The 13593-nt window shown below is 71.6% G+C and carries 11 protein-coding genes; 5 read left to right on the forward strand and 6 right to left on the reverse strand.

What is annotated here, in order from left to right; translation table 11 throughout:
- The first annotated feature begins 97 nt into the window (after positions 1-97).
- Genes ACF08F_RS00850 through ACF08F_RS00860 form a run of 3 tightly spaced genes read left to right on the forward strand, consistent with a single transcriptional unit; the run spans position 98 to position 2062 of the window.
- The gene (locus ACF08F_RS00850; protein ID WP_392296364.1) at positions 98-640 is read left to right on the forward strand and encodes an RNA 2'-phosphotransferase; all 543 of its coding nucleotides are present in this window, start codon (positions 98-100) and stop codon (positions 638-640) included.
- A 37-nt stretch (positions 641-677) separates the two neighbouring features.
- On the forward strand, positions 678-1130 hold the full coding sequence (locus tag ACF08F_RS00855) for a hypothetical protein (RefSeq protein WP_392296365.1): 453 nt from the start codon (positions 678-680) through the stop codon (positions 1128-1130).
- Between the two features lie 29 nt (positions 1131-1159).
- Entirely contained in the window at positions 1160-2062 is a 903-nt protein-coding gene (locus tag ACF08F_RS00860; protein ID WP_392296366.1) for an LLM class flavin-dependent oxidoreductase, read from the forward strand.
- 57 nt (positions 2063-2119) lie between these two features.
- On the opposite strand, the gene ACF08F_RS00865 is transcribed toward ACF08F_RS00860, so the two are convergent.
- Positions 2120-2548: a DUF6083 domain-containing protein gene (locus ACF08F_RS00865; protein ID WP_392296367.1), complete on the reverse strand. Its 429-nt coding sequence runs from the start codon at positions 2546-2548 to the stop codon at positions 2120-2122.
- Between the two features lie 252 nt (positions 2549-2800).
- On the opposite strand from ACF08F_RS00865, the gene ACF08F_RS00870 reads away from it, so the two are divergent.
- Entirely contained in the window at positions 2801-3682 is an 882-nt protein-coding gene (locus ACF08F_RS00870) for a Cof-type HAD-IIB family hydrolase (protein ID WP_392296368.1), read from the forward strand.
- Positions 3683-3727: 45 nt separating this feature from the next.
- Here the strand turns inward: ACF08F_RS00870 and ACF08F_RS00875 are convergent, their stop codons facing one another.
- From ACF08F_RS00875 to ACF08F_RS00890, 4 genes are all read right to left on the reverse strand, one after another.
- Positions 3728-5440: a GAF domain-containing sensor histidine kinase gene (locus ACF08F_RS00875; protein ID WP_392296369.1), complete on the reverse strand. Its 1713-nt coding sequence runs from the start codon at positions 5438-5440 to the stop codon at positions 3728-3730.
- 61 nt (positions 5441-5501) lie between these two features.
- On the reverse strand, positions 5502-9155 hold the full coding sequence (cydD, locus tag ACF08F_RS00880) for a thiol reductant ABC exporter subunit CydD (protein WP_392296370.1): 3654 nt from the start codon (positions 9153-9155) through the stop codon (positions 5502-5504).
- 29 nt (positions 9156-9184) lie between these two features.
- Positions 9185-10186: a cytochrome d ubiquinol oxidase subunit II gene (cydB, locus tag ACF08F_RS00885; RefSeq protein WP_392296371.1), complete on the reverse strand. Its 1002-nt coding sequence runs from the start codon at positions 10184-10186 to the stop codon at positions 9185-9187.
- A gap of 17 nt (positions 10187-10203) precedes the next feature.
- Positions 10204-11712, reverse strand: coding sequence for a cytochrome ubiquinol oxidase subunit I (locus tag ACF08F_RS00890; RefSeq protein WP_392296372.1), 1509 nt, complete (start codon positions 11710-11712; stop codon positions 10204-10206).
- A gap of 202 nt (positions 11713-11914) precedes the next feature.
- Between ACF08F_RS00890 and ACF08F_RS00895 the strand changes: the two genes are divergently transcribed.
- On the forward strand, positions 11915-12292 hold the full coding sequence (locus ACF08F_RS00895; protein ID WP_392296373.1) for a cyclophilin-like fold protein: 378 nt from the start codon (positions 11915-11917) through the stop codon (positions 12290-12292).
- Here ACF08F_RS00895 and hisC read toward each other — a convergent pair.
- A complete protein-coding gene (hisC, locus tag ACF08F_RS00900) occupies positions 12289-13386 on the reverse strand; it encodes a histidinol-phosphate transaminase (RefSeq protein WP_392296374.1) in 1098 nt (365 codons plus the stop codon). The genes ACF08F_RS00895 and hisC overlap by 4 nt on opposite strands.
- Positions 13387-13593: the final 207 nt, after the last annotated feature.

The raw sequence follows: 13593 nt of genomic DNA on the forward strand, positions 1-13593 counted from the left end.
ATAATTGAGGTGTTGTCCACAGAATCGCCAACTAGCCTGTGGATAAACAGCTTTGCTTGTGGATCAAACCTGCTCGCCTTTCTTGATTCGGAGAACAATGGACGAACGACGCACCGTGAAGGTGTCCAAGTACCTTTCCCAGCACCTGCGCCATCAGCCCGAACGCATCGGCCTCGCCCTCGACGCCCAGGGCTGGACCGAGATCGACGCCCTCCTGGGGGCGGCGGCCGCACACGGATTCCCGATCACCCGCGAGGAACTCGACCACGTCGTCGCGACCAACGACAAGAAGCGCTTCGCGATCGACGGGACCCGCATCCGCGCGAGCCAGGGCCACACCGTCGAGGTGGACCTGGACCTGCCGGTCGCCGAACCGCCCGCGTACCTCTATCACGGTACGGTCGCCGACCGGCTCCCCGCGATCCGGGCGGAGGGGCTGCGGCCCATGGCCCGACACCGTGTGCACCTCTCGCCCGACCGGGAGACCGCGACCAGCGTCGGCGCCCGGCGCGGCCGGCCGATCGTGCTGAGCGTCGACGCCGGCGCCATGCACCGCGCGGGCCACGTCTTCCACATCAGCGCCAACGGGGTCTGGCTGACCGACGCCGTGCCTCCGGAGTTCCTCCGCCTGCCCTCCTGACACCCCCACGCCGCACGGCTGGGGCATGATCGTTCCCATGGCACACCCGCATCTGCCCACCACCGAAGCGGCTGTCACCGCGATCCGCGAGATCGCCCGGGAGTTCCACCTGGAGATGACGGTCACCGACGACATCGGCGCGGACCAGACCTCCCGACGCACCTCGGCCGGCGCGTTCGCGGTCCTGGACCCGGACGGTTCGCTGCCGCACGAGGCCTACGTCGAGCTGGGCGGCTCCCCCGCGCTCACCGTCCGGATCTTCCCCGAGGACGACGCCCGGATCACCGTGGACGGCATCGCGTTCGACGACGTCCCCCGCGACGCGGTCCCCGCCTTCCTCCGGTCCGTCCTCGGTGGCCTCGCCCATGTGAAGGGACGGTTCTTCCCGCCGGGCTGGTGGCTGGTCGTCCCGCTCCCCGGCGACACCACCCACAAGGAACTCGTCCCGAGCAGCTCGCTCACCCCCTGGATGAACCGCAACGTCCGCTGACCCTTCGCGGACCGCCGTAGGCTCGAACCATGAGCCTGCGTCTGAGCACCGTGATCCTTCCCCGCGACCGTTGGCACGAGGGCGGCCGCGAGAAGTGGCGACGCGCCGAGGAGCTGGGGTTCCACACGGCGTACACCTACGACCACCTCTCGTGGCGTACCTTCCGCGACGGCCCGTGGTTCGGTGCGCTGCCGACCCTCACCGCCGCCGCCACCGCGACCGAGCGGCTCCGCCTGGGCACGCTCGTGACCTCCCCCAACTTCCGCCACCCCGTGACGCTCGCCAAGGAGCTGATCTCGCTCGACGACATCTCGGGAGGCCGGATCACCCTCGGCATCGGGGCCGGCGGCAACGGCTTCGACGCCACCGCCCTCGGACAGGAGGCCTGGACGCCGAAAGAGCGGGCCGACCGGTTCGGCGAGTTCGTGCCGCTGCTCGACCGCCTCCTCACCGAGGACGCGGTGACGGCCCGGGGGACGTTCTACTCGGCCGACGAGGCCCGGAACATCCCCGGCTGCGTCCAGCGCCCGCGGCTGCCGTTCGCGGTGGCGGCGACCGGGCCGCGTGGCCTGCGGCTGGCCGCCCGGTACGGGCAGGCGTGGGTGACGACCGGGGACCCGAAGATCTTCGAGGACGGCACCCCGGAGCAGTCGGTGGAGGCGCTGCGCGGCCAGGTCGAGAAGCTCGGGAAGGCCTGCGCCGAGACCGGCCGGGACGTGTCCGAGCTCGACAAGATCCTGCTCACCGGCTTCACGCCGGACCGCGGTCGCCCGCTGGAGTCGCTGGACGCCTTCGTCGACTTCGCCGGTACCCACCGGGACCTCGGCTTCACCGAGATCGTCGTCCACTGGCCGATCGCGGACTCCGACTTCGCCGCCGACCAGGCCGTCTTCGAGCGGATCGCCACCGAGGCCCTCGCCCAGCTGGGCTGACCCACCGGCCACCGTCCGCTCGCCGCCGGCCCTCGCCGTGCCCGGCGGTGCCCGAGGTCAGGGCGCGCGCCGGGCGTGCCCGCGCCGCAGGGCCAGCAGAACCGGTGAGCCGGTCGGCGCGGGCCGCCCGGGGCAGACGTCGAAGTGGCTGACCCGGCAGGTGTCGGACGGCACGGCGGGACCGAGATTGACCGCCGTACCGTCGCCCGCGACACGCCAGCGACTGCCCGCCGGCACCACCCGGGTCGGCAGCTCTCCCGGCTCGATCATCACCCAGCGCCCGCGCACCGTCCGGTGCCACTCGGCGCCGGCTCCGCACGCGTCGCAGGTCGCGGACGACGGTCTCCGGGCGTCCGGCACGGCCCTCCCGGTGCGGGCGGCGCGCGTCACGGCCTCGGTCAGCCCCGCCAGGACGTCGCCCACCAGCACCGGCTCACGCGCCGGATGCTCGGCCCCGGCCTGCTCGCAGCGCGTGCAGAGCGCCATCCCGAGACTCACGACCCATATGCCGTACGGCGCACCGCAGGCCTCGCACTCGTCGCAACGCCGGCCCGAGACCATGCCCCACCCCCTGGAGATGCCGTCAGCTCACCTGGGGTCTTCCCCGCGCGAGCGAGAACCGAACGAGCGTTTTACGGCCAGATCAGGACGCTCCGGGCCCGAGCGGGAGATCGAATTGGCCTACTCATATGTGCACCTCCTCGCACGCCCGTGCGTTCGGTGCGGAACAATGGTGCGGTGACCTCTCCCCGCTCTCCGCGTCCCTCCGCTCCGGCGACCCCGGCGACCCGGCTGATCGCCACCGACCTCGACGGCACGCTCCTGCGCGATGACAAGTCCGTCTCCGAGCGCACGATCGCCGCCCTCGCAGCGGCGGAGCGAGCCGGTATCGAGGTCTTCTTCGTCACCGGCCGCCCGGCCCGCTGGATGGACGTCGTCAGCGACCACGTCCACGGCCACGGCATGGCCATCTGCGCCAACGGCGCCGCCGTCGTCGACCTCCATGCGGGAGGCACCTTCCTGGAGGTCCGCCCGCTGGCGCGGCCCGTCGCCCTCGACGTCGTGCGGGCCCTGCGCGCCGCCGCGCCCGGCACCTCCTTCGCGGTCGAGCTCACCACCGGCATCCACTACGAGCCGGCGTACCCGCCCTTCTTCCTCGACCCCGGCGCCACCGTCGCCACCGCCGAGAAGCTCCTCTTCGAGGAGACGCCGGGCGCCGCCGCCCCGGTGCTCAAGCTCCTCGCGCAGCACCCGGAGCTCGACCCCGACGCGTTCCTGGCCCTGGCCAGGGAAGCCGCCGGCGCGCTGGCCTCCTTCACCCGGTCCAGCCCCACGGCCCTCCTGGAGGTCAGCGCCCTCGGAGTCTCCAAGGCCTCCACGCTGGCCCTCTGCTGCGCCGAGCGCGGCATCGCGGCCGAGGAGGTCGCCGCCTTCGGCGACATGCCCAACGACATCGAGATGCTCAGCTGGGCCGGCCGCTCGTACGCGATGGGCAACGCCCACCCCGACGTGATCGCCGCCGCCTCCGGCCGTACGGACGGCAACAACGACGACGGGGTCGCCGCCGTCATCGAGCGGCTCGTGGCGGAGGCCCTGGAGGCACGGCAGGACGCGCCCTGACCGGTACGCCGGCCACCACCCACCGGCCCCGGGCGCACCCCGTACCTACAGCGGGGCCTCCCACACCACCGTCGTGCCGCCGCCGTCCTCCCCGAGGCCCGGCCCGCACCAGCTCGCGCCGCCCAGCGACTCGGCCCGCCGCGCCAGGTTGCGCAGACCGCTGCGCCGCCCGCCCTCCGGGAGGCCGACGCCGTCGTCCGCGACCGAGAGCCGCACCCCGGCCGAGCCGTCGGGCAGCGTGACCGTCGCGTCGAGGACGACCTCGATGCGGCTCGCCTCCGCGTGCCGGAAGGCGTTCGAGAGGGCCTCGCGCAGGGCGGCGACGAGGTTCTTCCCGGTGAGTTCGCCGACCGCCGAGTCGATCACACCGAGGAAGCGGTGCGCGGGCTTGAAGCCGAGCGGCACGGCCGCCATGTTGATCTCCCGCAGGACACGGGTGCGCAGCCCCGAGGGCGCCTCCGCGGGGCCCTGCTGGAGCGCGAAGATCGCCGTACGGATCTCCTGGATGGTCACGTCCAGCTCGTCCACGGCCTTGCCGACGCCCTCCCGCACGGCCGGCACGATCGACTTCCGCTGGGCGCTCTCCAGCATCATCCCGGTGGCGAAGAGCCGCTGGATGACCAGGTCGTGCAGGTCGCGGGCGATCCGGTCCCGGTCCTCGTACACGGCGAGCCGCTCCCGGTCCCGCTGCGCGTCCGCCATCATCAGCGCGAGCGCCGCCTGCGAGGCGAACTGTGTGGCGAGCGTCCGTTCCGTCTCCGTGAACGGGCGGGCTCCCCGCGCCCGGGGTGTGGCGAGCGCACCGAGGACCCGACCGCCGCTCTGCAGCGGCAGCATCATGCTCGGGCCGTACGCGGAGGTCAGCCGGCTGATCATGCGCGGGTCCGTCGAGGCGTCCGCCACGAAGACCGCCTCGCCCTCCAGGAGCTGCTCGACCACGGCGCTCTCGGGCGGGATCACGACGCCCAGCGACTTGGTGGCGCGGGGCGAGGACACCGCGACGATCTCCAGGCCCCCCTCCTCGGCGGGCAGCAGCACGATGCCGGCGTCCGCGTCGGCGAGCCGGCGCGCCTGTTCGGCGACGACCGTGAGCGCGTCGTCCGCGTCGCCGCCGGAGAGCAGGGCCGTGGTGACCGCGACCGAGCCGTCGATCCACCGCTCGCGCTGCCGGGCGGCCTCGTAGAGACGGGCGTTGCCGATGGCGATGCCCGCCTCGGTGGCGAGCACCCTGACCATGTGGACGTCGTAGTCGTTGAACTCGCCGCCGCCGTGCTTCTCGGCGAGGTAGAGATTGCCGAAGATCTCTCCCTGGACCCGGATGGGCACCCCGAGGAAGCTCCGCATCGGCGGATGCCCGGGCGGGAAGCCGGCCGCGCGCGGATCCGCGGACAGGTCGGCGAGGCGGATGGTCTGCGGGTCGCGGATCAGCGCGCCGAGCAGCCCGGCGTGGCCGTCGGGGAGACGGCCGATCCGGCGGGCCACGTCCTCGTCGACGCCGAAGGTGACGAAGTCGGACAGTCCCGCGCCCTCATCGTCGACGACCCCGATCGCGGCGTAGCGGGCGTCGGCGAGTTCGGCGGCCGTCTCGCAGATCCGGTCGAGGGTGGAGTGGAGTTCGAGCCCCGTACCGACCGAGCGCATGGCCTCCAGGAGCTGCGGAACGCGGGCGGTGAGCTCCGTGGACAGCCCCTGGAGGCTGCGCGTGGCCTGAGTGGCGGCTTCCAGGGGGTCCGAGGGGTCGGACGCGGCGACGGTCATGGGCTTGAGCCTAGTTAGTCCGTTTTGACGAGAAAAGTCGGCCGGGAGTCGACATGCTTTCTCACGCCCCGGCCGCGAACCGGCCCGCCCCAGCTTCCGCCCCGACGACGAGCAGATCGGTCGCCCGTTCCTGCTCCAGCATCCGGCGCAGCGGGCCCTCCGCCTCCGCCAGCTCCGCGTACGGTCCGCGCTGCACGGTCCGGCCCTCGGCCAGGACCACCACCTCGTCGACGGCGTCGAGTCCGTGCAGGCGGTGGGTGATGAGGACGGTGGTGCGCCCCTCCGTGGCCCGGAGCAGATCGTCGGTGAGCGCGTCGGCAGTGGCGAGGTCGAGGTGTTCGGCCGGCTCGTCGAGGACGAGGACGGGGAAGTCCGCCAGCAGGGCGCGGGCGAGCGCGAGGCGCTGCCGCTGGCCGCCGGAGAGCCGGGAGCCGTGCTCGCCCACGAGGGTGTCGAGCCCGGCCGGAAGACCGTCCACCCAGTCGAGCAGCCGGGCCCGGCGCAGCGCGTCGCGCAGCTCCTCGTCGCTTGCCCCGACCTTCGCGAGCCGCAGGTTCTCGCGGACGGTGCTGTCGAAGATGTGGGCGTCCTGGGCGCAGAGCCCGACGAACCGCCGGACCGCGTCGCCCTCGAGCTCCCAGGCGGGCACGCCACCGATCCGGTACATGCCGTACTCCACGTCCAGGAAGCGCAGCAGCACCTGGGCCAGGGTGGTCTTCCCGGAACCGGAGGCGCCGACGACAGCCACCCGGCGCCCGGCCTCCAGGGTGAGCCCGAAGTCGGCGAGCGCCGCCCGGTCCTGCCCGGCGTGCCGGGCGGAGAGCCCGGTCAGCTCCAGCGGGAACGGATCGGCCGGGGGAGTGTCGGGCCTGGCCGGCTCGTGTACGGGGACGGGGGCGTCGAGCACCTCGAAGACCCGCTCGGCGCTGTGCCGGACGCGCTGCCGGTACTGGACGGCGAGCGGCAGGCCGGTGACGGCCTCGAAGGCGGCGAGCGGCGTCAGGACGACCACGGCGAGGGCCACTCCGTCGAGCCGCCCGTCCCGCACGGCCTGGACGCCGACGAGTGCGGCGGCCACGACCGTCAGGCCGCAGACCGTCGCCGAAAGCCCGGCACCGAGCGCGGTGGCGGCGGCCTGCCGGGAGGCGATGGAGGTGAGGTGCCGGTCGGCGGTCCGGGTGCGCTCGACCCGGTCGGGCAGCGCGCCCGCGACCGTCAGCTCGGCGCAGCCGCGGAGCAGGTCGGCCACCGCGGTCGCCAGGGTGCCGCGCGCGGGGGCGAGCCGGCGCTCGGCCCGGCGGGCGACGGCCCCGCCGATCGCCGGGACGGCGAGGCCCGCGACCAGCAGGCCCACGGCGAGGACGGCCCCGGCCTCGGGCAGCATCCAGGCCGTGAACCCGACGGAGGCGACGCCCACGACGAGGGCGGCGCCCACCGGGAGCCACCAGCGGAGCCAGTAGTCCTGGAGCGCGTCGACGTCCTGGACGAGCCGGGAGAGCAGGTCTCCGCGGCGGGTGCGGCGCAGCCCGGCCGGGGCGATCCGCTCCAGGCGGCCGTAGACGGAGACCCGGAGCTCGGCGAGCATCCGGAGCACGGCGTCGTGCGAGACGAGCCGCTCGGCGTACCGGAAGACGGCCCGGCCGATGCCGAAGGCGCGCGTGGCGGTGACGGCCATCATCAGGTAGAGCACGGGGGGCTGTTCGGAGGCCCGCGAGATGAGCCAGCCGGACACGGCCATGAGTCCGACGGCCGAACCGAGGGCCAGGCTCCCGAGCAGCAGGGCCAGCGTCATGCGCCCCTTGAGCTCTCCCGCCATCGCACGGACCCGCCCGAGCACCGACCTCCCGGAGCCTGCTCCGGAGTCCAGCGCGGGGTCCACCCCGGCCGGCTCTCCCGGCACCTCGCGGGACCGGGTCTCCGACGAGTCCGCTCCCGCGCCCCCCGGGCTTTCGAGGCCGCCGCCGGACGCACCCAACCCGACGACGCTCCCCGCCCCCGGGTCGTACGCCTCAGCGTCGGCCCCTGCCATGGAGCCGCCTACGACACCAGCGCCTTCCCCGACGCCCCTACCGTCCCCGGCCACCGGAACCAGGCTCACCACACGGTCCGCGACCGCGAGCAGCGCCGGGCGGTGGACCACCAGCAGGACCGTCCGGCCCGCCGCGAGGCGCCGGACAGCGTCGACGACGCCCGCCTCCGTCTCGCCGTCCAGCGCGGCGGTCGGCTCGTCGAGGAGCAGCAGGGGCCGGTCGGCCAGGAACGCCCGCGCGAGCGCCAGCCGTTGCCGCTGGCCCGCCGAAAGTCCGGCGCCGTCCTCGCCGAGCAGGGTGTCGAGCCCCTCCGGAAGCCCCGCGACGAACCCGTCGGCCCCGGCGTCCCGCAAGGCGTCCCGTACGGCCTCGTCGGAGGCGTCCGGGCGGGCCAGCCGTACGTTCTCGGCGATCGTCCCCGCGAAGAGGTACGGGCGCTGCGGCACCCAGGCGATCCGCGACCGCCACGTCTCCAGGTCCAGCGTCGCGAGGTCCTCGCCGCCGACCCGGACCGAGCCGCCCTCCTGCGGTGCCGCGAAACCGAGCACCACGTCGAGGAGCGTCGACTTCCCGACACCGCTCGGCCCGACCAGCGCCACCGTCTCACCGGGCTCGACCGTCAGCGTCGCGGCGTCGAGCGCCGGCTCGGCGCGCCCCGCGTGCCGTACGGTCACCCGGTCGAGCTCCAGCCGGAGGGAGTCCGGAACCGTACCCGTACCGCCGGCGCGCACCGGCTGCTCCAGGACCTCGAAGATCTCCTCCGCAGCCGCGAGCCCTTCGGCCGCCGCGTGGTACTGCGCCCCCACCTGCCGCAACGGGAGGTAGGCCTCGGGCGCGAGGATCAGGATGACGAGCCCGGTGTAGAGGTCGAGCTCGCCGTGGACGAGCCGCATGCCGATCGTCACGGCGACGAGCGCGACCGACAGGGTCGCGAGGAGTTCCAGGGCGAAGGAGGAGAGGAACGCGATCCGCAGGGTTCGCATCGTCGCCTGGCGGTACTCCGAGGTGATCGTGCGGATCGACTCCGCCTGGGCCTTCGCCCGTCCGAAGATCTTGAGGGTGGGCAGACCCGCCACGACGTCCAGGAAGTGGCCCGACAGCCGGGAGAGCAGCTTCCACTGCCGGTCCATCCGCGCCTGCGTGTACCAGCCGATGAGGATCATGAAGACCGGGATGAGCGGCAGCGTGACGACGATGATCGCCGCCGAGACCCAGTCCTCGGTGACGATCCGGGCGAGGACCGCCACCGGCACGACCACCGCGAGACCGAGCTGCGGCAGATAGCGCGCGAAGTAGTCGTCGAGCGCGTCCACGCCCCGCGTCGCGAGCGCGATCAGCGAACCGGCCTTCTGGCCGCTCAGCCAGCCGGGCCCGAGCGCGGCCGACCGCGCGAGGAGCCGACCGCGGAGCTCGGACTTGACCGCCGCGCTCGCCCGGTGGGCGGCGAGCTCGGTCAGCCAGGAGACGAGGCCGCGCCCCGCCGCGACTCCGGCGAGCAGCAGGAGAGGGGTGGTCAGATCGGAAACCGCCAGGCCCTTCTGGAAGGCCCCCACCACGACCTCGGCGATGAGCATCGCCTGGGCGACGACCAGCGCCGCCCCGGCCAGACCGAGCACGACCACCGCGGCAAGGAAGAAGCGGGTGGCCCGGGCGTACCGGAGCAGACGCGGGTCGATCGGTTTCACGTGAAACATGCCCCTCTGATGAGCGTCGGCTAGTGGGCGTCAGCGATGTGCTGCGTACCGATGCGCTTACGGAACACCCAGTAGGTCCAGCTCTGGTAGAGCAGCACCAACGGTGTCGCGATCGCCGCGCACCAGGTCATGATCTTGAGCGTGTACGGGCTCGACGACGCGTTCGTCACGGTGAGGCTCCACTCGGGATTGAGCGAAGACGGCATGACGTCGGGGAAGAGCGCGAAGAAGAGCATCGCCACTGCGGCGGCGATCGTCACCCCCGAGAGCGCGAACGACCAGCCCTCGCGCCCCGCCTTGATGGCACCGATCGCACCGATCAGCGCCACGACGGCGACCAGCATCGCCCCGAGGCTCCAGCTGTCCCCCGTGTCGACCTGGGTCCAGATCAGGAAGACGAGCGCGAGCACGGCCGTGACCAGACCCAGCTTCAGCGCGAGCGCCCGGGCGCGCACCCGGATGTCACCGACCGTCTTGAGCGAGGCGAAGACCGCGCCGTGGAAGGTGAAGAGGGTGAGCGTGACGAGACCGCCGAGGAGGGCGTACGGGTTGAGGAGGTCCCAGAAGCTGCCGACGAACTCCATGTTCTCGTCGATCTTCACGCCCCGGACGATGTTGCCGAAGGCCACACCCCAGAGGAACGCCGGGATCAGCGAGGTCCAGAAGATGGCCAGCTCCCAGTTGTGCTGCCAGTTCTCCTCGGGCCGCTTCACCCGGTACTCGAAGGCGACACCCCGGATGATCAGGCAGACCAGGATGATCAGCAGGGGCAGGTAGAAGCCGGAGAAGAGCGTCGCGTACCACTCGGGGAACGCGGCGAAGGTCGCCCCGCCGGCGGTGAGCAGCCACACCTCGTTGCCGTCCCAGACGGGACCGATCGTGTTGATGAGGACCCGCTTCTCGACCCGGTCACGGGCGAGCAGCTTGGTCAGGACGCCGACCCCGAAGTCGAAGCCTTCGAGGAAGAAGTAGCCGATCCAGAGGACGGCGATGAGTACGAACCAGACGTTGTGGAGTTCCATGCCTCGTTCTCCTGACCTCAGTACGAGAAGGCCATGGGCCGGTCGGGGTCACGGGAGTCCCCGCCGATCTTGGTGGGCGGGTTGAGGTCGTCCTCGGTGAGCTCCGGCGGGCCCGCCTTGATGTACTTCACGAGGAGCTTGACCTCGATCACGGCGAGGACGGCGTAGAGCGCGGTGAAGATGATCATCGAGGTGAGCACCTCGGCGGTGGTGGTGCCGGGGGAGACCGCGTCCCGGGTCCGCAGCACGCCGTAGACGACCCAGGGCTGGCGGCCCATCTCGGTGAAGATCCAGCCCCAGGAGTTGGCGATCAGCGGGAACGCCATGGTCCAGAGGGCGACGATCCAATACCACCGGGTGAAGCGGGGGCTGAGGGCCTTCCGCCTGAACAGGACCAGGTTCGGCACTTCGTCCTCACCGGTCCGCATCCCGGGCGACAGCATGAACTTCTTGCGGGTCAGCCAGAGACCGAGCATGCCGATGCCCAGCGAGGCCATGCCGAAGCCGATCATCCAGCGGAAGCCCCAGTACGCGACGGGGATGTTGGGCCGGTAGTCGCCGGGGCCGAACTTCTCCTGCTCCGCCTTGTTGATGTCGTTGATGCCCGGGACGTACGAGGTGAAGTCGTCGTTCGCGAGGAACGACAGCAGGCCCGGGATCTCTATGGCCACCTTGTTGTGACCCTTGTCGACATCGCCGTACGCGAAGATCGAGAACGGCGCGGGTGCCTCGCCGTCCCAGAGGGCCTCGGCGGCGGCCATCTTCATCGGCTGCTGCTTGAACATGACCTTGCCGAGCAGGTCACCGCTGATGGCGGTGCCGAGGCCGGCGATGATCAGCGTGATCAGGCCGAGCCGCAGCGAGGTCCGCATCACCGGGATGTGCTTCTTCCGCGCCAGGTGGAAGGCGGAGATGCCGACCATGAACGCGCCGCCGACCAGGAAGGCCGCCGTCATGGTGTGGAAGAACTGGGTGAGGGCGGTGTTCTGGGTCAGCACCAGCCAGAAGTCGGTGAGCTCGGCCCGGCCGCGCGCCTCGTTGATGCGGTACCCGACGGGGTGCTGCATCCAGGAGTTCGCCGCGAGGATGAAGTAGGCCGAGAGGATGGTGCCGATCGACACCATCCAGATGCAGGCGAGGTGGATCCGCTTCGGCAGCTTGTCCCATCCGAAGATCCACAGGCCGATGAACGTGGACTCGAAGAAGAAGGCGATGAGCGCCTCGAAGGCGAGCGGAGCACCGAAGATGTCGCCGACGAAGCGGGAGTAGTCGGACCAGTTCATCCCGAACTGGAACTCCTGGACGATGCCGGTGACCACGCCCATGGCGATGTTGATCAGGAAGAGCTTGCCCCAGAACTTCGTCGCCCGGAGGTACTTCTCCTTCTCGGTCCGCACCCAGGCGGTCTGGAGACCGGCGGTGAGGGCGGCGAGGGAGATCGTCAGGGGGACGAAGAGGAAGTGGTAGACGGTGGTGATGCCGAACTGCCAGCGCGCCAGAGTCTCTGGCGCAAGAGCGAGGTCCACGTCGTTTTCTCCTTACTCGCCGTGGTCACATCGGCAGTTTGCCCCGTTAATCCCACCAAATTAGGGAGGAACAGGACACGCTTGTGAACGCGTTCACATTCACAAGCATTATGGCTCATACGAAATCCGTACCTTCAGTCGGGGTCCCTCTACCGAAGGTCACCTCTTCCCAGGACCTTCAACATATTGTTGAATCCGGGGCATGACCCTTCGGATACGCATCGTCTGGCCGGCCGGACACACCACGGCCACCCTTGAGGAGACCCCCACGAGCACGGCGCTCGCGAGGGCCCTCCCGATCTCCTCCACCGCCCGGACCTGGGGAGAGGAGGTCTACTTCGACACTCCGGTCTCCGTCCCCGTCGAGGACGACGCGCGCCAGGTCGTCGAGCCCGGCACGGTGGCCTTCTGGACGGACGGCGACGCACTCGCCCTCCCCTACGGCCCGACGCCGATCTCCCGCGGGGACGAGTGCCGGCTCGCGAGCCCCTGCAACCTCCTGGGCGCGCTGGACGGCGACCCGCGGATCCTGGCCACCGTCAGGGACGGCGACCCGATCCGCGTGGAGCCCGTGGACTAGGGCGTGTTGCGGAAGCCCTCCGCCGCCTTCAGGAACAGGTCGTTCGCCTCGGTCTCACCGATCGTGACGCGCACGCCCTCACCCGCGAACGGCCGCACCATCACGCCGTGCCGCTCGCACTCCGCCGCGAACTCCAGCGTCCGCTCACCGAGCCGCAGCCAGACGAAGTTCGCCTGGGTGTCCGCCACGGTCCAGCCCTGGGCCACGAGCCCCGCGTGGACCCGCTCGCGCTCGGCCACCAACGAGCCGACCCGGCCGAGCAGTTCGTCCTCGGCCCGCAGCGAAGCCACGGCCGCGTCCTGCGCCAGCTGGCTCACCCCGAACGGGACCGCCGTCTTGCGCAGCGCCGCCGCCACCGGCTCGTGGGCCACCGCGAAGCCCACCCGCAGCCCCGCCAGGCCGTACGCCTTGGAGAACGTGCGCAGCACGGCGACGTTCGGCCGGTCGCGGTAGAGCTCGATGCCGTCCGGAATGTCGGTGTCGCGGACGAACTCGCGGTACGCCTCGTCGATCACGACCAGGACATCGGAGGGCACCCGGTCGAGGAAGCGCTCCAGCTCGGCACGGCGGACCGCGGTGCCCGTGGGGTTGTTGGGGTTGCAGACGAAGATCAGTCGGGTCCGGTCGGTGATCGCCGCGGCCATCGCGTCGAGGTCGTGCACCTCGCCCTCGGTCAGCGGCACCTGCACCGAGGTGGCGCCGCTGATCTGCGTGATGATCGGGTACGCCTCGAAGGAGCGCCAGGCGTAGATCACCTCGTCGCCCGGGCCCGAGGTGGCCTGGAGCAGCGACTGCGCGACCCCGACCGAGCCCGTGCCCGTCGCGATGTGCGAGACGGGCACCCCGAAGCGGTCGGCGAGCTCCTGCATCAGGCCGGTGCAGGCCATGTCCGGGTAGCGGTTGAAGTTCGCGGCGGCAGCCAGCGTGCTCTCCATGACCCCGGGCAGCGGCGGATAGGGGTTCTCGTTCGACGAGAGCTTGAAGGCCACGGGACCGCCCGTGGCGGCCGGCTTGCCCGGCTTGTAGGTGGGGACACCGTCCAGCTCGGCGCGCAGCTTGGGGCTGCCGGTGCTCGTCCCGCTGGTCTCGCTCACAGTGTGGCCTCCTCGACCGTCCGTACCGCCAATACTCCTCACCTTATGAGGATTCGCCTCCGCTGCGAATGGCCTGTGGACAACAGGAGGGACACGCTGTGGAGAGAGGGGGAGCGCGCGCTCGGGTGGCGCGCGCTGGTGGCGGGCGCCGTGGCGCGCATCCCCCGTAGAGGTGAGTTGAGACCTCTTCGAGACCTCGCCCCTTCG

The organism is Streptomyces sp. NPDC015130 (assembly GCF_043080005.1).
In the GTDB taxonomy this organism is placed as follows: Bacteria; Actinomycetota; Actinomycetes; order Streptomycetales; family Streptomycetaceae; genus Streptomyces.

Coding starts and splice junctions, on each gene's coding strand:
- ACF08F_RS00875 (WP_392296369.1), bottom strand. CDS start 5,440: ATGACCGTCGCCGCGTCCGACCCCTCGGACCCCCTGGAAGCCGCCACT.
- ACF08F_RS00860 (WP_392296366.1), top strand. CDS start 1,160: ATGAGCCTGCGTCTGAGCACCGTGATCCTTCCCCGCGACCGTTGGCAC.
- cydB (WP_392296371.1), bottom strand. CDS start 10,186: ATGGAACTCCACAACGTCTGGTTCGTACTCATCGCCGTCCTCTGGATC.
- ACF08F_RS00895 (WP_392296373.1), top strand. CDS start 11,915: ATGACCCTTCGGATACGCATCGTCTGGCCGGCCGGACACACCACGGCC.
- ACF08F_RS00855 (WP_392296365.1), top strand. CDS start 678: ATGGCACACCCGCATCTGCCCACCACCGAAGCGGCTGTCACCGCGATC.
- ACF08F_RS00865 (WP_392296367.1), bottom strand. CDS start 2,548: ATGGCGCTCTGCACGCGCTGCGAGCAGGCCGGGGCCGAGCATCCGGCG.
- ACF08F_RS00850 (WP_392296364.1), top strand. CDS start 98: ATGGACGAACGACGCACCGTGAAGGTGTCCAAGTACCTTTCCCAGCAC.